General features: G+C 57.7%; 16 protein-coding genes and 1 pseudogene. 9 read left to right on the forward strand and 8 right to left on the reverse strand.

Annotated elements, in window-relative coordinates; translation table 11 throughout:
- Positions 1-808 precede the first annotated feature (808 nt).
- Entirely contained in the window at positions 809-1,024 is a 216-nt protein-coding gene (locus JQ575_RS41885) for a hypothetical protein (protein WP_212038995.1), read from the reverse strand.
- A gap of 170 nt (positions 1,025-1,194) precedes the next feature.
- On the opposite strand from JQ575_RS41885, the gene JQ575_RS41890 reads away from it, so the two are divergent.
- The 5 genes from JQ575_RS41890 to JQ575_RS41910 all read left to right on the forward strand — a co-directional run bounded on the left by JQ575_RS41890 (position 1,195) and on the right by JQ575_RS41910 (position 3,978).
- Positions 1,195-1,401, forward strand: coding sequence for a hypothetical protein (locus JQ575_RS41890; RefSeq protein ID WP_212038996.1), 207 nt, complete (start codon positions 1,195-1,197; stop codon positions 1,399-1,401).
- Complete coding sequence (locus tag JQ575_RS41895) at positions 1,401-1,565, forward strand: hypothetical protein (protein ID WP_212038997.1); 165 nt, start codon at positions 1,401-1,403, stop codon at positions 1,563-1,565. The genes JQ575_RS41890 and JQ575_RS41895 overlap by 1 nt, the downstream gene beginning before the upstream one ends.
- A gap of 473 nt (positions 1,566-2,038) precedes the next feature.
- On the forward strand, positions 2,039-2,236 hold the full coding sequence (locus tag JQ575_RS41900) for a hypothetical protein (protein ID WP_212036501.1): 198 nt from the start codon (positions 2,039-2,041) through the stop codon (positions 2,234-2,236).
- Between the two features lie 531 nt (positions 2,237-2,767).
- Positions 2,768-2,992 carry a hypothetical protein gene (locus tag JQ575_RS41905; RefSeq protein WP_212038998.1) on the forward strand — a complete coding sequence of 75 codons (225 nt, stop codon included), beginning with the start codon at positions 2,768-2,770 and terminating at the stop codon, positions 2,990-2,992.
- A gap of 602 nt (positions 2,993-3,594) precedes the next feature.
- Positions 3,595-3,978, forward strand: a complete 384-nt coding sequence (locus JQ575_RS41910) for a hypothetical protein (protein ID WP_212038999.1) — start codon at positions 3,595-3,597, stop codon at positions 3,976-3,978.
- 109 nt (positions 3,979-4,087) lie between these two features.
- Here the strand turns inward: JQ575_RS41910 and JQ575_RS41915 are convergent, their stop codons facing one another.
- Entirely contained in the window at positions 4,088-4,327 is a 240-nt protein-coding gene (locus JQ575_RS41915) for a DUF6894 family protein (protein WP_212039000.1), read from the reverse strand.
- A 222-nt stretch (positions 4,328-4,549) separates the two neighbouring features.
- On the opposite strand from JQ575_RS41915, the gene JQ575_RS41920 reads away from it, so the two are divergent.
- On the forward strand, positions 4,550-5,260 hold the full coding sequence (locus tag JQ575_RS41920) for a Crp/Fnr family transcriptional regulator (RefSeq protein WP_212039001.1): 711 nt from the start codon (positions 4,550-4,552) through the stop codon (positions 5,258-5,260).
- A 175-nt stretch (positions 5,261-5,435) separates the two neighbouring features.
- Here the strand turns inward: JQ575_RS41920 and JQ575_RS41925 are convergent.
- The 4 genes and pseudogenes from JQ575_RS41925 to JQ575_RS41940 all read right to left on the reverse strand — a co-directional run.
- Positions 5,436-5,944, reverse strand: a pseudogene (locus tag JQ575_RS41925) (sulfatase-like hydrolase/transferase); the annotation flags it as partial.
- A gap of 168 nt (positions 5,945-6,112) precedes the next feature.
- Positions 6,113-8,629, reverse strand: coding sequence for an arylsulfatase (locus JQ575_RS41930; RefSeq protein ID WP_212039002.1), 2,517 nt, complete (start codon positions 8,627-8,629; stop codon positions 6,113-6,115).
- Entirely contained in the window at positions 8,626-9,618 is a 993-nt protein-coding gene (locus JQ575_RS41935; protein WP_212039008.1) for a formylglycine-generating enzyme family protein, read from the reverse strand. The genes JQ575_RS41930 and JQ575_RS41935 overlap by 4 nt, the downstream gene beginning before the upstream one ends.
- 91 nt (positions 9,619-9,709) lie before the next feature.
- Positions 9,710-10,360: a hypothetical protein gene (locus tag JQ575_RS41940; protein WP_409364887.1), complete on the reverse strand. Its 651-nt coding sequence runs from the start codon at positions 10,358-10,360 to the stop codon at positions 9,710-9,712.
- A gap of 285 nt (positions 10,361-10,645) precedes the next feature.
- Here JQ575_RS41940 and JQ575_RS41945 point away from each other — a divergent pair, with 285 nt between their 5' ends.
- Complete coding sequence (locus tag JQ575_RS41945; protein ID WP_212039003.1) at positions 10,646-10,819, forward strand: hypothetical protein; 174 nt, start codon at positions 10,646-10,648, stop codon at positions 10,817-10,819.
- Positions 10,820-10,823: 4 nt separating this feature from the next.
- Positions 10,824-11,294 (forward strand): hypothetical protein, encoded by a 471-nt coding sequence (locus JQ575_RS41950; RefSeq protein ID WP_212039004.1) that lies wholly within the window; start codon positions 10,824-10,826, stop codon positions 11,292-11,294.
- A 1,398-nt stretch (positions 11,295-12,692) separates the two neighbouring features.
- Here the strand turns inward: JQ575_RS41950 and JQ575_RS41955 are convergent.
- On the reverse strand, positions 12,693-13,205 hold the full coding sequence (locus JQ575_RS41955; RefSeq protein ID WP_212039005.1) for a ferritin-like domain-containing protein: 513 nt from the start codon (positions 13,203-13,205) through the stop codon (positions 12,693-12,695).
- A 261-nt stretch (positions 13,206-13,466) separates the two neighbouring features.
- Between JQ575_RS41955 and JQ575_RS41960 the strand changes: the two genes are divergently transcribed.
- The gene (locus JQ575_RS41960) at positions 13,467-14,465 is read left to right on the forward strand and encodes an alpha/beta fold hydrolase (RefSeq protein ID WP_212039006.1); all 999 of its coding nucleotides are present in this window, start codon (positions 13,467-13,469) and stop codon (positions 14,463-14,465) included.
- Positions 14,466-14,830: 365 nt separating this feature from the next.
- On the opposite strand, the gene JQ575_RS41965 is transcribed toward JQ575_RS41960, so the two are convergent.
- Positions 14,831-15,208: a hypothetical protein gene (locus JQ575_RS41965; protein WP_212039007.1), complete on the reverse strand. Its 378-nt coding sequence runs from the start codon at positions 15,206-15,208 to the stop codon at positions 14,831-14,833.
- Between the last annotated feature and the right edge of the window lie 415 nt (positions 15,209-15,623).

Raw genomic sequence — 15,623 nt, forward strand, 5'->3', positions numbered from 1 at the left:
GCGGCCCCAGCGCGCCTGGCGATGCAACCGGGGCCGCCACACCGCATGGCAATGGCGGTTGCCAGCGGGTTCTGCCAGGTTACCGCAACCCGTTTTGATCATTCCGAACTAGTTCGGAGCACCCCTCCCTCGGGGACAAGTGGAATGACTTTGCGTTGGGTTCGCATGTCAGGACGAGACGACCCGGACATGTCAAAACGGCCTCAGCGCGTCCCCCGAAAGGCGCTGGGGCCGTTGCTTTTGGAACTTCACCACCCAAAATCCGATTCAGAAATCTTTAATAAATTCGTAACAGCCTTCTCCCGGCAACAGGAGGCGATGACATGCGCGTGTCCGAAGAATTCTTCGAGTGGGCGACTTGCATTACCCTGTGGGGATCGACCTTGCTCGTCATCGCTTTTAGCTAGCCTGTCTCTAGAGCTTCCGAGCTATTCCAATGACAGCCCCCAAGGGTCCCAGTGATTCCAACCAGCTAGCCAAGTCGATGATAGACATTGCGACGGGGCAGCAACCGAGTCCGGTCGATAGCAGACCGGCGCCGGTCGCGCTCGATGGAGCCCCAGCCCACGCAGCATCAATCGCGCCAGAACGGCGCGCCGAGATCACCAAGAAGGCGACCAAGGAGTGCGGAGAACGAAAAAGCCCCGCTGTGAAGCGGGGCTAACTCTTGGAAGTATCCTTTAAGCTGACCCGACGTGGCCCTCCCGCCGCGCTGATGCACGCCCCCATCGGGGTGAATACCGGATTGGTGAAGTGGCCCCCCTGGCCCGGGAGTTAATCGGCGGGGAACTAATTGCGAATATTTTGTTTAAAGTCCCTTATTGCTTTGGTGGAGTTTCGGATGACCGACCGGCAATTGGCTCTCAAAGCCGTGAGCGAAGCCCAGCGCATCCTTGAAGAGTATCTCGAACCCCGACCGCACAATAACGAACTCCTCCTGGATAGGCTGGTTGAGGTGCTTGCGCGGCCCGACCTCATAGTCGCCGTTGATCGTCTCCAGCATGGCAATGACTGGTGAAACCAAGAACAACCCGCCGGGGGTGAACCGGCGGGGCCTCGCTTCAATCCTCCGTATCGGAGCCGTCGATTTAAACTCGGGCTCAATCAGGTAGGTCCTCACAAGGCGCTCAGCCGCATGCTGAATATCCTCGCGAAAGACACAGGCGAGAAGCCAGTCAAGAAGGCGTAGACCCGATGAAGGAAAGTACTCAAGCCAAAATCACGGCTGCCGTAGCCGCTGCTAGAGGAATAGCCCAGAAGGCACTAGCAGCCAGTCCAAACCCCGAGTGGACCGAGTATGAAATGCGCTCAATTGACGAGTGGATCGCCCGTCAGGATGTGAAACTCGAGCGCCCCGAAGCCATCCGCCGGCTTGTGGAGTTGGGGCTGAAGGCGAAGTAATGAGTGCGACCGGCCTGCGGGACCTCGAAGAAATGGCGGCGAAGCTCGAAGCCACCGCTCGCAAACTTCCGACGGGACGACGGCGCGACGAATTACTTGAAGATATCGCGAGATTTCGTGCGCAAATAGCCGCCCTGCAGGTCGCCGGTTTACAGGGGAAATGACGATGAGAGTTTTGATCATTCTAGCCGCGGCATGTTTTTCGACAAACGCGATGGCGCAGGCTCCTTCGCCACCGAAGGTGGGCCACAAGCCGCTGGTTCAGGTGAAGCCGAAAGCGGCAGAAGGCTGCAAGCTCGTCGGAACGGTCAAAGGGACCAAGCTGTGGGCCGGCAATTGCGCGGCGGCGTCAGAACTTCGGGGAACCGCACCCGCGGACGAGCCCTCCGCGCCAGCGACGGCTCCTGAAGCAATTCCTCCTGCGGCGAAAGAATAGCCAAGCCCCCGGCCGGTGCGGCTCTTCGCGTGATTACAAATTGTACTTGTCGCTTCACTCCTCTGCAGGTAACTTCCGACTATCGGACAGTGGCCGAGGACACATTTTTAATTTCGGTCCCTGCGTGAAGACCTGGTCATTTTACCAGGTGGAAGCATTGCATTTTGGCCAAGACGGTTTTGCTTCGAAAGAATTTTAAAAATGGATTACGAAACCAAGAGATTGGTTGTCGGCACTCGCTTTAAGATGAGTGAACTCGGAGCCGCTCGATGCCCGGATCTGGCCGGGCAGACAGGGATCGTTGTTGAGGTTAGCCAAAGCAACACCGGCGTTACCGTGTTGTTCGGCGGAGCCAACAGACCAACGGCATTGCACAGGGATTTTATCACCCCAATTTAGCGGTAACGCATCCTGCGTGGCCTTACGCGAAGATCATAAAGCCAAGGAACGCCACCAAGACGGCCAGACAGATCATCCCGAGTCGGAAGTACAGGGTGCACGATCCATGGTGTGCCCGGCTAAGTTTCATTTGGCGTCTATTTCCGAACCAGCCGCGCGACCCGCCGGTGGTCGTGAGACCAAATCTCGATGGTCGGATGGTCTTCAAGATATTGGCGGGCCTCCCGCTCCGCGGTTTGCGAGTCGGTAGCGGCGAGGTCATAACGGGCCAGCGCCATCCCGCTAAGGTCGAGCGCGTAGGCAACAAATTTCCTGATGGCTGGGCCGCTCCTTGGCATGCGAAAAGCCCGGCAACATGCCGGGCGGAACGCAAGTATTACGCAGCTAAAAAGCAATGATCTAGTTAAGCGCGCCGTTTCCGGGCCGTCTGTTCACTTTTGAACCCTACGCGTAAGGCGCCTTATCGCTTGCGCGCCCACACCGGTTGCGGAAAACTGCGGCTGGTCGAGATCTTGGCTGAAGGCTAAGAAAATGACGAAGACACCGGGCAAAGCTGAACCACAGAAGCCGATCAGCAAAGCCGAGCGCGAAGCGCGTAAGGCATTCCGCCAAGTCGACGCCGAAAAGGCAATGACCGAGCACGAGATCGCACAAAAGGTGTTCTCAAAAAACCGCGAGCGTCTCAAGGCCGAGCGGCTGGAGCGCGAGGCTGCAGCGCCACCGCCCACAAAAGCCCAACCCAAGGCGAAGAAATGACAGATCCGAGTCCAGCGAGACGGCGTTGGACCTCCAAAGAGGAGCAGAAGCTTGATGAGCTTCTCGAGAAAGGAAGCCGCCGAGATAGCAGTTAAACTGAATCGAACACGCCAAGCTGTCTATGCTCGATTGCAACGGCGGTACAGAAAGCGAGCAAAGCAGTTCGGCTTGTCCAACTCCGGCTGAAGATACAGCGCAATCCCGAGTACGCCGACAGATACGAACCCTAGCGCTGAGTCGTTTGGCTAGACGCCGCGAGCGCGCTTCAATGGGTCATGCCTCCCTTACCCGCCGCCCCCACCCCGAACGCTCCGACTGCCGGTCAAGGCCAGCAATGGAGATGGGACGTCGGCTTCTACCCGGCGGCAACACATCGCGGTCGGTCATGCCGCAAGTTTCGACGAGGCGCGGGCCGGCTTCGAGGCCGCATGGATGGCTGTTGCTGCACGAGAGCGGCACCTTCGTGAAGTTCACCCCGGCCTCTGGGGTTGTGTGCATTTTGTAAAGCGTTTAACCCGTTCAGGGGATTTTCGCCTAGCAGGTATCTGCCGTACTCTTCAACCTATGGTGCAGGATCATCTTTTAAATGAAAGGGCCTCGCTGTGACGAGGCTCAAGCTGACCACGGCCCAATATCTCGCGTTGCAAGCCGCGGCGCGCCGCGAAGTCTATCGAACGCACACCGGCAGCGTTTACACACTCACCGGACCATGTGGCAGCAAAGCTCTATGGGCATTGGCCCAAGCAGGCCTTATCGCCGACCCACCGGACTCGAAAAAGCAGCCCCGCTACCCGATGGTGGTCACGCCGACGGGCATGATCGCGTTATCGGCGTTTGTGCCGAAGAAAAAGAGATTGCCATGCAATCAAGCCATTATGCCGCGACCTGATCGTTCACGGGCCGCACCGACTATACAGAAGCGCCCCGTCGGCATCGAAGGTGAGCGTCGCCCGCACATTGCACGCTCGAAGCGGTCGCAACATTAGTAGTGGCAGCCCCGCTACTAAGCAAATCGCGAATGGCACAAACGAAATGGTCCGAAAAGTGCCACCAACGGACTAAGGGCGGTCATTGCAATGTCGGCGACTGATGCCCTTAGTTCAACCGCTTCATTTCAAAGTTGAGCGTGGCTTGTAGAACTGGGCCGGAGTCATCTCTGATAATAACGGCAAGCGAGTTTGTTAACTTGCCGCTCAGGACCATTTCTTTGGAAAGGTCAGTCAATGACCGGGTCGCCTCCATTCGAGCTTCGTCCAGACCGGGCATGACGATACCTTCCTCGTCAGTGCTGGGGCTTTCGCCGTCAAATTTCAGGTCAAAAAAGAACCGCGTCATTCACGAGTATCCCGTTTGAGGCGGGAGCACGAGCGGGCTCTCCAGTCACCGGCAAACGCCAAGGGTTTCGAACACGGCGATAGCCCCCAACGTACCCGGCGAGACAACGTTCCAAACAAAAATAACAAGGTCAGGTACATGACTTTCGGAGCATGATACACTTTGACCGGGCACATTGGGCGCTGAGAGCAGTGGTGCCTCCTGCCTTTGGGAGCACCGTCTATGGCCGACAAAAGCAACCTGTTGCTGACGTCTCTCTCTAATGGGGACATTGCACTGCTTCAAAACCATTTGCGTCCCGTCCAATACGACCCAGGGAACGTTCTTTTTGAGGCGGGCGAAAGTCTCAGTCTCGTATGGTTCCCAACCACCGCCATTATCTCTTTGGTGGTTGGCCTATCGAGTGGCCAGATGGTCGAGTCTGCCTTGGTAGGCAGGGACGGAGTAGTGGGCGTCTCCGCTGCGATGAATGGACGAACGGCGCTAAGCCGAGCCGTTGTGCAAATGGCAGGTCACGCGCTCGTTTGCGACGTCGGCGTAGTTAAATCTGCGATCTCGCGTAGTCTTACATTATCCTCCGTATTCATCCGACATAAGCAAACCTTGTATGCACAAGCCCAGCAGTCCACAGCCTGTATGGCCGCAGATCATGTTGAGCAGAGGCTCTGCCGCTGGTTGCTTCGAGCGCGCGATCTTTACGGTCAAGACGAACTATTCTTGACTCAGGATTTTTTGGCAGAGATGCTTCGAGTGCGCCGCACCAGCGTTAGTGCCACCGCAAGCGTTCTGCAGAAAGCAAACATGATCGAGTACTCCAGAGGAAAAATAACAATAGTCAATGTGCAGCGGCTTCGGGAGTCGTCATGCGAGTGCTACGCAGCGGTCAAAGCGCACTATTCGGCACTCCACAAGAACAAGCACCTGGGAGATTGAAGCTTTACTGAAACCTAGTTAGCAGCGGCGTCCGTCATCCTGTCTCGCTGCGGATGCCCTCCGGCGGGCTTCCAGGACGGCGTGATACTCTGCTTGCGCTTTCGCGATAACATCCGGATGGACCCATCGCGGCGGGACCGCCCCCGCGAACGTCCTGGGCTCCCCGATGCGCGTCCATGTTGCGCGGCCCGACCTCCGCCCGCAGGTTCTGCGGATAGTTCGGATGGCAGGGGTCTTCCATCGCGTCGAGATGATAGAGATAGCCGAAGAACTGGTCGAAGCCGTTCACCGTCGGCAGGAACTGGTTCAAGTCGCCCAGGTGGTTCTTGCCGAATTGGCCGGTGGCGTAACCCATTGCTTTGAGTGCGGTGGCGATGGTCGGCGCCTCCGCAGGCAATCCAATCGGCGAGCCGGCCTGTCCGACGGTGGTCATGCCGGTGCGGATCGGCAATGGCCGGTGATGAAGTTGGCGCGTCCCGCCGTGCAGCTTGCCTCGGCGTAATAGTCAGTGAACAGCATGCCCTCGGCGGCGATCTTGTCGAGGTTCGGCGTGCGGCCCGCCATCATGCCGCGGTGGTAGGCGCCGATGTTCCAGATGCCAATGTCGTCGCCCATGATGACGACGATGTTGGGCCGCTGCTGCGGCGTTTGGGCGTGGGCAGGATTGAACATGGCGGCCGACATCAGCGCCGTCGCTCCGATCAGAGCCGCGCGCGATCTTGCCAGCCAGTTCATCGGCGATGGCCGCTCACCATCGTGAGCTGCGGGCGGAACTGTAGTGGTGCAACGAATCATGTTTCAAACTCCCTTGGTTTCGGATGCTACGGTTCGCGACGTGTTCTGTCTGTTGCGCTAGTCCCTGGCCCGTTCAAGCGCGTGCCGCATCGACTTCTGTTCGCTGCTCGTCAACTGCGTGGGCCCGAGATTGAACGTCAGATTGTTGATCTTCCCGGTGAATTTAAACGGCAGCTTGTAGCTGTCATCCACCCCGGTGCGGCTATCGACGCCGATGTCGAAGGACTCGTCGATGGCCATCAGGAACCCGATCGAGTGTGGAATCGATTTTCGGGCGTACTCCTTGCCATCCACCGAGAGCACCCCGGTGCCGCCCTTGGCCGGGCCGGGTCCATCATATTTGAAATCGAACACGATGGTGTGCTTGCCGGGCTTGAGCGAAGAGCCCAGCCAGTCCTTCGCGCCCACGCCGGCTTCCCAGCGGTATCGTTTCAGGTCCAGCATGTTGTAGACGAACACCGGCTTGCCTTTCAGAAGATAGAGGCCATAGCCGCTGAACCGGCCGCCGAGAGTGACGATCATTCCCTCAGCCCCGCCCGCCGGTACCGTTATCTCGGCGGTGATCTTGTAGTCCTTGTTCATGATGCTGGGCGCATTCTCGGCGGGGATGCCTGGGTTCGCGCCCGTGTAGGTGAAAACGGTTTTTCCGGCGGTGGCGCTCGGCCGCGGCGTGACGAGGCGCGGCAAGACGGAGTTGTCGAGCGGCAAGACCTGGTATTTCGCCGCTTCCGTCAGGAACAACGCTTGCAGCTCTCGCAGCTTGTCTGGATTCTTGGCGGCGAGATCGTTGTTCTGCGAGAAGTCATCGGCGACGTTGTAGAGTTCCCACTTGTATTCATTGATTTCGGGCAGCTTCGTCGTGCCCATCAACCACGGTGGCGCGGGCGGCGTCGTGCATGCATACCAGCCGTCGCTGTAGATGCCGCGGTTGGCGAACATCTCGAAATACTGAGTCTTGCGCGTCGACGGCGCATTGGCATTGGCCTTGTCGAAAGTATAGGCCATGCTCACGCCCTCGATCGGCTTTTGCGGGATGCCATTGACCGTAACCGGCGCCTGGATGCCGGTCGCTTCAAGGATGGTTGGCACGATATCGATGATGTGGTGAAACTGGCTGCGGATGCCACCGGTATCCTTGATGCGGTCCGGCCACGACATCACCATACCTTGCCGGGTGCCGCCGAAGTGCGATGCCACCTGCTTGGTCCATTTGAACGGCGTATCGAATGCCCAAGACCACGCCACCGACATATGCGGATAGGTTTTGTCGGAGCCCCAATCCTCGTAATGCAGCATCAGCTCGGCTTCAGGGAGTTTCAGAACGCCGTTGTAGGCCGTCATCTGGTTCGGCGTGCCCTCAAGAGTGCCCTCGGCGCTGGTACCGTTGTCACCGCTGATGTAGATGATCAGCGTGTTGTCGAGCTTGCCCATGTCCTGGACCTGCTGGATGACGCGGCCAATCTCATAGTCGGTATAGGCTGCGTAGCCGGCATAGACTTCTGCTTCACGCGCGTAGAGTTTCTTTTGCACGAATGAAAGCGAGTCCCATTTCGGCAGGCTGTCCGGCCACGGGGTTAGCTGGGTGTTCGCGGGAATCACGCCAAGCCGCTTCTGGTTGGCGAAGATCTGCTCGCGCAGCTTCTCCCAGCCCATGTCGAACTTGCCCTTGAATTTTTCGATCCATTCCTTCTTCGGCTGATGCGGCGAATGGGTGCCGCCGGGCACGTAATAGAGGAAGAACGGCTTGTCCGGCGCGGCGGCGTCCAACTCTTTCATGTAGTTGATGGCCTCATCCGCCATATCGGTGGTGAGGTTGTAGCCCTGCTTGCCGATCCAGGGAAAAACCTGAGTCGTGTTCTTGAACAGATAAGGCGTCCACTGGTCGGTCTCGCCGCCCATGAACCCGTAAAAATATTGAAATCCCATGCCGACCGGCCATTGGTCGAACGGACCGGCCGCGCTGTACAGATAGGTCGGGGTGTTATGGTTTTTGCCGAACCACGAGGTGGCAAAGCCGTTATCCCGGAGAATCGTTCCGACTGTTGCGCTTTCCGGCCCGATGATGGAGTCATAACCGGGGTAGCCGGTAGACAATTCACCGATCACGCCGAATCCGACCGAATGGTGATTGCGGCCGGTGATCAGCGCCGCCCGCGTCGGCGAGCATAGCGCTGTGGAGTTGAATTGGGTGTAGCGCAATCCCGACTTGGCGATGCGATCCATGTTCGGGGTCGGGATAACACCGCCGAAGGTGCCGGATACGCCGTAACCCTGGTCGTCGGTCATGATCAGAAGAACGTTGGGCGCGCCTTTCGGCGGTACCACGGACGGCGGCCAGTAAGGCTTTGAATCCTTGGCGGTCTCCTTGATCTCACCGCCGAACTTCGGAGGCTCAGGCGGAAGCTGCTTGCCATCTAGCGTCATCGTGGCACTGGGCGTACCCGGTGTGCCCGTGATCTGCTGCGCCTTCGCCGGGTCAGCCAGAATAACCGGCAAGGCGATGAGCAAGGTCGCGAGACCGGTTGCCAACAGCAACGCTTGTTTCGGTCGCCACCTGTTTTTTTCATCGATCATGGATTTTTCTCCTCCCGTTTGACGCAGCGAAATCCAACGTGACTAGCCGATGTGTCGACCGGCTCAGGATGACGCGCCGCCGGCCGGTATCGGCGGCAATAATTGGGTGCGCACAGATGCGAACCGCCCTTAAGCACCCTGCGAGGGATCTTAATATTGGGAGTGCGCAAGTCGAAGCTCTGATCTTCGCGTCCACCGCGCGGGTTTTGCGGAATACAGCAGGTCTTTTGTTTGTCGGCCTCGTGCCTGGCAGAGTACCAATCGGCCGTCCATTCCCAGACATTGCCGATCATGTCGTGTAGGCCATAACCGTTCGGCGGAAACGCCGTCACCGGCGAGGTGCGCTCATAGCTGTCGGTAACCAGATTCTCGTTCGGAAATTCGCCCTGCCATGTATTGGACATCTGGCTTCCGCCGGGCGCGAGCTCGTCGCCCCAGGCGAATTCGGCACCTTCAAGGCCGCCACGTGCCGCGAATTCCCATTCGGCCTCGGTCGGAAGTTGCTTGCCGGCCCACTTGGCATACGCCTCGGCGTCCTCGAAAGCGACATGCACGACCGGGTGCTCGTCGAGTCCGCGGATCGAGCTGCCGGGCCCGTAAGGACGCCGCCAGTTAGCGCCGAACTTGAACGTCCACCACTCCCCCCAATTGCTCAAACCAACACGTCGCTTCGGCGGCACAAACGCGAGAGAACCCGCTTTGAGCATGTGCGGCAGTGCGCCGGGGTAGTCCTTCGGGTCCGGGGCGGTTTCGGCAAAGGAGACATAACCCGTTGCCTCAACGAACTGCCGGAATTGCCGATTGGTCACCGGCGTACGGTCCATCCAGAAACTGTCGACCGTTACGCGGTGGACAGGCATTTCCTCCGGATAGTGCCGATCCGAACCCATGCGGAACGTGCCGCCCGGGATGTATAGCATGCCGGCATCGGCCCCATGCTCGAGCAATTGTTCGCGGTCCGACGATGAAATCGCATCGGTGAGTGTCATGACGGCCCTCGCAAACGCATCCCGATCGACCCTCCCTGGCCTGCCTGAATATCTGAGAACGGGAGAAGCGTGGCTCCCCCGTTCGTTCACCTCAGTAGCAGGGCGGATAGGGATAGTAGCCGCACGCCGGTCGCGCATATGGATAGGCGTGTGGGTGGGCATATGCGGCCGCCCCATACGCAGCCGCGCCCACGGCGCCGGCATACATGGCGCCACGAAACGCCGAACGACGTGCGACGCCGGCGAACGACATCGGCGTGAACGGCCGGCCGATGATGTCGATGAAGAGTGCGGCTCCACCGTCGGCGCCGGCGATATCTCCCTCCAGAGTCTGAACGTTGAAGGTGAGCCTGTCGCCTTCGAGCTTGGGATTCTTCAGCACCACGACGGCGTCCTTCACCAGACCGTCTTTGCCGAACACGGACAAGGTAGCGTTTGGAGGGTTCTTGGCGAAGCTGTCGTCGCCCGATCCCCATTCCGCGATCACATCGGCGGTGGGCTGATGGCCTGCGGATCGAACCGGACGATCGGCAAATATGATCGAGCTTGGTGTCACGCCAGTCAAAGTGAGCGTGTCGCCCTGCAACGTCGCGCCGCGGGAGTTGAGCACAAACAGTGAAGGCACGATTTCCGGCTTGGCCGGCGCGGATGCTGTGCCGATTGTCTTCATGGCAGACGGTGCTGCCGTGTTCTGAGCAAGCGCTAGTTCTGAACCGCATAACGTCGCGGTCACGGCGAGCATTCCAAAAATCTGTTTCAATTTTGTGACGCGCATGACATCGGTCCCTTTTTGCAGAAGTTCGACAGGTCGATCTGGAAGCACTCGCGCGTTGGCGCGAGAGCTCGCGTTCAAGAGAACGTGCAACATCGGCTGCATTTAACGCCGCACGGCGTCTGCATGATCAGAACAAGGGCGCTGGAATTAGAGGCTTGTAGAGCTTAACGTTGAATGGCGTTTCGAAGAAATGCTTCGGCTACCTCCACGGGCAATTTCCGACATAGCACGAAGGAACAATGAGGGCCAGCCATGATCATTATTTTGTGCCTTTACGTCGTCGTGATGTGGCTCGTGTTCTCGAAATTCCGTCTTGTGAAATGGGGCTGGTTGTTTCATCTGCCTCACCGAACAATACAGTCGGCAGATATTCCTCTTTGGATTGCTGAAAGCATCCGTGATCCCGCCGTCGATACAGGAAATTGAAAGCATGCAAGTCGGGAACCGTTCATTGATCCGCGGTGTCTGCTTCTTCGCTGCGTTTCTCGTCGTGGCGCTGATGCAATGCGTATCCCTGCTTGCTGTAGATCCGCCAAGCAAGCCATTCCTTGATAAGAATAGTTTCTATCTGTCATCCGCAGGCTTCAAGGTACATTTCGCCAACGATGCCGCCGGCAAGAAGGCAATGCACGCCCTGCCACCGCACCGCTTCGTAATACACGACCTCGGCAGCGGGGACGTCCGGTATCTTTATGCCGAGCCGCATCACTGCATGTGCATCTTCATTGGTACCAAGGACGCCTATCAAAGCTATCGCAGCATTCTGAGCCAGCCGCTACCGCAAGTCGACGATGTCTCAGCCGATTATAAAACGCAAGCTGGCGCACTGCTGATGGGCGACCCCATCGATATGTTCGGCCAGCCCCCGTACGCTGCCGAGTATTTCCGCAATTACTACTAAGCTCGCTAATCCGCAGCGATAACTTAAAATAACAATTCGTGGAGACTAGCGATGCGACCAAAAGGAACATGGATTAGACGGGCCGTGGCTCTAGAACGCCTAGCAGCGGATGAACAAGATTCGACCTTCAAAACGCGATCTTACTAGGGCCTCGATATCAATCGTTTGTCCTACGAAACGACGCTGGGGGCATATCACTGATGCCGGCCGAACCGTTTCTGGCTTCCTCTAAATATTCATTGAATTTGACGCCGATCAACTTCCCAGTTCGCCATATCACTGTGCACCTAATACGCTCAGCGGCGATCAGAAGTGTAAATTGCGTCGGGATGCCCACCGGGCTGACTACCTCAAGCCCCGCTCCAGTCTCGGACTGGTTACGAATGAGACAGGCGATCGTGCGTCCGCTGAACTCGATAATACCGGTCTTCACGAAGCGACCTCTGGTCTGCGCAATACGATAAGTTCAAAATTGGAGAACGCCTGGATGCATTTGCTTCTAGGGGGCAATCGTAATGCGAGCCACGCTAACCTTGTTTAGAACAGTCGCAACGGAACTCGCGTGTTAAGCTTGATGTCCGCATTGCGGGTTAATTCTGGAACCGCAATCGCTTCCAGTATTACGAAACCCCGATAGCCGCGGAACCTCCGCTACCAAGGTCTCTTTGCGATCCGGCAAACTGCGCAGATGTGCGTCGTTTCGCTCAGTTTGTTTGGCGTCCGCATCGTTTAGAGCATCTTCACTCACAATTTCCCGCTCGAACCAATCGCGTCGAAACCCGGCTCGATGTGTAAATAGATCGACTACACGGCTGTCTGTTTCAGTCGCGGCAGATAGGTGGCACCGCCCACTCCCAGCACCTCGGCAATGGGGCAGCCTCCCTGACGGACCACCGACGCCACGTCCCGCTAGCCGGAATCGGTTCTACCCGGAGCGGAAAAATCCGGCAGACCGATCGGCTGGCGTACGAAGCGTCTCGATGGTGTGGGCTGGAAGGCCGGCGATGTCTTCACGCGGCGACCTTAGGCCGAGCTGAGCATCGAATAGCCAATCAATGGCGGCATCGACTCCTGTAGGCCAACGCATCCGCTGCGACAGGAACCCTTCTTAGCCCTGCTAATCAGGCTCTGGGGAAGGTCATCAGGATCATAAGTGGTTTCCCTTTGGCTGGAGATCCAATTCCCGATGCAAGTTGCTGGGGATTCGACCTCGCTGCGATGAAGCATCCGCCTCGCCAGCCAACCGGGTGCAGGAAATGGGCCAACTTCGCAGAGCGCAATTCAGTAAGGCACAATTCAGCAAGGTCAAGCGCGCGTCGCCACATCAGGGTCGCGACAACGAAAAGGCCCCGAACTGCGTTCGGAGCCTTTCCCTCGCATCGCAGGGGTACATCCGCCCTACGCTGCGGAAGCCTTTTTGTTGACCCCCTTGCGGAGCGCCACATTGCTGAGCTTGGTGTTCGCCGCCTTTTCCTCGTTGAGGTTTGTCGTCAAGAGCCGGACGACGTCGTCATGGCCCAGTTCTTCCGCCCAGGCGATCAAGGTGCCGTAGCGGGCAATCTCGTAATGCTCGACCGCCTGAGAATTAGCAACGATTGCCGCGTCCAGGACTGCCTTGTCTTCGATCTCGCCGGCGGTCGCGTTGGCTTCCTTGATCAGGCCATCGATTGCCGGGCAGTCGGTGCCTTTAGGCTGCTGACCGAGCTTTGCGAAGACCTTGTCGAGACGCCCGATCTGGTTCTGAGTATCGATCACGTGCGACTTGAGGCCAGCCTTCAGGTCGGAGTTTGTCGCCAGTTCCGCCATTTTTGGAATGGCTTTCGTGAGTTGTTGCTCCGCGTAATAAATGTCCTGCAACTGATGCAGGAACAGGTGTTCCATCGTTTTGATGTCTTTGGTGAAAATGCCCATCGTCATAATCCTCCATGATTGGACTCCGAAAACAGCAAACCCACTGTGTTTGTTCCTGTCTCGTTGATGTCGGTTTCAGCGGCCGAGAGACGGCGTGTCCTTCGAACCTGCCCATACGGACTTTTGGCAGCCGAAGCGGACGTTTTGGTTGGTCGAAAGAATCAAGGAACGATCCGTGCAGCGGGCGGTTCACCCTGCACTGCAACATTTGTCGGGTGGCCGACATTTCGGGCAGACGCCCTAGGTGTGAGCATGACCCCAATGGACAAACTACGCCGGCTTCCGACCTCCGTGAGGCGAAGCCGGAACGCCGCAGCGGGGCATTCTTATGCCATCGCCGCAGTGGTTGCGGCAGGAGCACTGGCGGCGACGGCCCTTTTGAACCGTCACCTTGCGAAAACAGCTGAGCAAGACAATCCGCCAGCCGGGCAGTTCCTTGAAGTGGACGGTGTCCGGCTGCACTACGTGGAACAAGGGTCTGGCGAGCCGCTAGTGCTTCTGCATGGCAATGGCAGCATGATCCAGGATTTCGAATCCAGCGGGCTTATCGACCTGGCCGCTAGGAACTATAGGGTTATTGTCATCGACCGTCCCGGTTTCGGACACAGTAGCCGTCCGGGGAACGTTGTTTGGACGCCTGATGCCCAGGCTCAATTGATCCAGCGCGCGCTTGAGCGGCTCGGTGTTTCTCAGGCAATAGTGCTTGGGCACTCCTGGGGTGCATCTGTCGCGGTCGCCATGGCTCTGAAGTTTCCCGACTTCGTGCGCGGCCTGGTTCTCGCCTCGGGCTACTACTATCCCACCCTGCGTCCGGACGTCGTCGCTCTCTCAGCCCCGGCAATCCCTGTTGTGGGTGATGTCATGGGCCACACAATCTCGCCCTTGATCAGTAGGCTGATGTGGCCGCTCATGACGGCGAAGATCTTCGGACCCAAGTCGGCGCCTGCCAAGTTCGGGCAATTCCCTAAGGAGATGGCGCTTCGTCCTTCGCAAATCCGCGCTTCTGCCGCCGAGTCGGCGCTCATGATTCCGGATGCCATCCATTTCGAGGACAAGTATGCAGACCTTAAGATGCCTGTCGTCATCATCGCTGGCGAAGACGACCGGCTGATCGACATCAACAAGCAATCGGCGCGGTTGCATTCCAACGTTTCACAGAGCGCGTTTCATCGTGTTGCTCAAAATGGCCACATGATCCATCAGACGGCGACGGGCGAGGTAATGGCTGCGATAAACGAAGTTGCCGGCAAAGCCGCCTAGGCCGCGATCAGTTCACGAATTATTGTCGCGAAGGGCTGTAGGGCTTTGGCACAAAACGTCCACCCTGGGCGGCAAATCCCCGGCACCGAGTTTTTACGTGGCCTGACGCCACGATCTTGATTGGTGGTCAGCGGTTCCGGACCGCGGCAGCGAGCTTAAGTCTATCCATGCGGCCCGGCATCTGGATACAGTGAATACGATGTTCACCGTGACAAACCTGCCTTTCCGCCCTCGTGATCGTTGTTCGTTTTTCTTCATCGACAACAATGCCGTCTATTCCCCGGCTTACCGGGCGCGGTGTTATCAGCAACTCGCGGTCCATTCCAAGGCGCCCACATAAAAAAGCACTGCAATCACAGCAACTGTTAGCGCTTTGACTTCTTACTTTTCTTCTTAGATGACTTTTTGGCGGATTTCTTCGACGCCTTTTTAGCTGACTTCTTCGGCGCGGACTTCTTCGCGGCCTTTTTCGAAGACTTCTTGGCCGACTTTTTTGCTGACTTCTTCGAGGCCTTCTTGGCGGTCTTCTTAGCCGCTGCAGCCTTGGCCACTTTCTTGGCGGCCTTCTTGACCGACTTCGGTACGCGCTTCGCAACCGCTTTGGTGGCCTTCTTGGCGACAGTCTTTACCGCGGCCTCAGCCAATGTTCCTGCCGCTCCAGCGACCAGGTCGGTCATTTGCTCCATGATGGGCTTCTTAGATTGGTCAGCCTCGGTGGCTTGCTCGGTCTTTTCAGTGTCCATGGTGTCCTCCAGAATCGCTATCTTAGCTTATTTCCATTCGAGCGGCATCGGCAGGGAGGAGGTATGTCCCCAAAAATTCATTCAGAGACCTTACCGGCGTCGCCGCGCTCTACCTCGGCAAGAAGGAAGGGAACGATTGTCCCCGTTTTGCAAAAGCCTCTCGTTAGTTGCCTGGCGTGGATAGAGAAAAAGTGGGAACTGCTAAAATTGAAATGGCAAAATCGCTGAGATGGTTTCGCGGCAAATAAGCCGCTCGTAGACGCAAAGAAGCAATAGCGGTGAAACTGCTCTCACGGTCACCGGCTAGTCGCGTGGTGAGCACAAAGCCCTGGGAAACATCGCCTCTCAATGCCGACCGTGCAGAGCCACCCGACTATCTGCGGCACAATGCGTTGCAATCAGAATACTGGCGAAA

The organism is Bradyrhizobium sp. JYMT SZCCT0428 (assembly GCF_018131075.1).
Lineage (GTDB): Bacteria > Pseudomonadota > Alphaproteobacteria > Rhizobiales > Xanthobacteraceae > Bradyrhizobium.

Bases quoted from the DNA above. Each gene is read 5' to 3' on its own strand.
- JQ575_RS41940 (WP_409364887.1), bottom strand. From the start codon at position 10,360: ATGCTCGCCGTGACCGCGACGTTATGCGGTTCAGAACTAGCGCTTGCT.
- JQ575_RS41915 (WP_212039000.1), bottom strand. From the start codon at position 4,327: ATGACGCGGTTCTTTTTTGACCTGAAATTTGACGGCGAAAGCCCCAGC.
- JQ575_RS41905 (WP_212038998.1), top strand. From the start codon at position 2,768: ATGACGAAGACACCGGGCAAAGCTGAACCACAGAAGCCGATCAGCAAA.
- JQ575_RS41960 (WP_212039006.1), top strand. From the start codon at position 13,467: ATGGACAAACTACGCCGGCTTCCGACCTCCGTGAGGCGAAGCCGGAAC.
- JQ575_RS41965 (WP_212039007.1), bottom strand. From the start codon at position 15,208: ATGGACACTGAAAAGACCGAGCAAGCCACCGAGGCTGACCAATCTAAG.
- JQ575_RS41935 (WP_212039008.1), bottom strand. From the start codon at position 9,618: ATGACACTCACCGATGCGATTTCATCGTCGGACCGCGAACAATTGCTC.
- JQ575_RS41930 (WP_212039002.1), bottom strand. From the start codon at position 8,629: ATGATCGATGAAAAAAACAGGTGGCGACCGAAACAAGCGTTGCTGTTG.
- JQ575_RS41950 (WP_212039004.1), top strand. From the start codon at position 10,824: ATGCAAGTCGGGAACCGTTCATTGATCCGCGGTGTCTGCTTCTTCGCT.
- JQ575_RS41890 (WP_212038996.1), top strand. From the start codon at position 1,195: ATGAAGGAAAGTACTCAAGCCAAAATCACGGCTGCCGTAGCCGCTGCT.
- JQ575_RS41955 (WP_212039005.1), bottom strand. From the start codon at position 13,205: ATGGGCATTTTCACCAAAGACATCAAAACGATGGAACACCTGTTCCTG.
- JQ575_RS41920 (WP_212039001.1), top strand. From the start codon at position 4,550: ATGGCCGACAAAAGCAACCTGTTGCTGACGTCTCTCTCTAATGGGGAC.
- JQ575_RS41900 (WP_212036501.1), top strand. From the start codon at position 2,039: ATGGATTACGAAACCAAGAGATTGGTTGTCGGCACTCGCTTTAAGATG.
- JQ575_RS41945 (WP_212039003.1), top strand. From the start codon at position 10,646: ATGATCATTATTTTGTGCCTTTACGTCGTCGTGATGTGGCTCGTGTTC.
- JQ575_RS41895 (WP_212038997.1), top strand. From the start codon at position 1,401: ATGAGTGCGACCGGCCTGCGGGACCTCGAAGAAATGGCGGCGAAGCTC.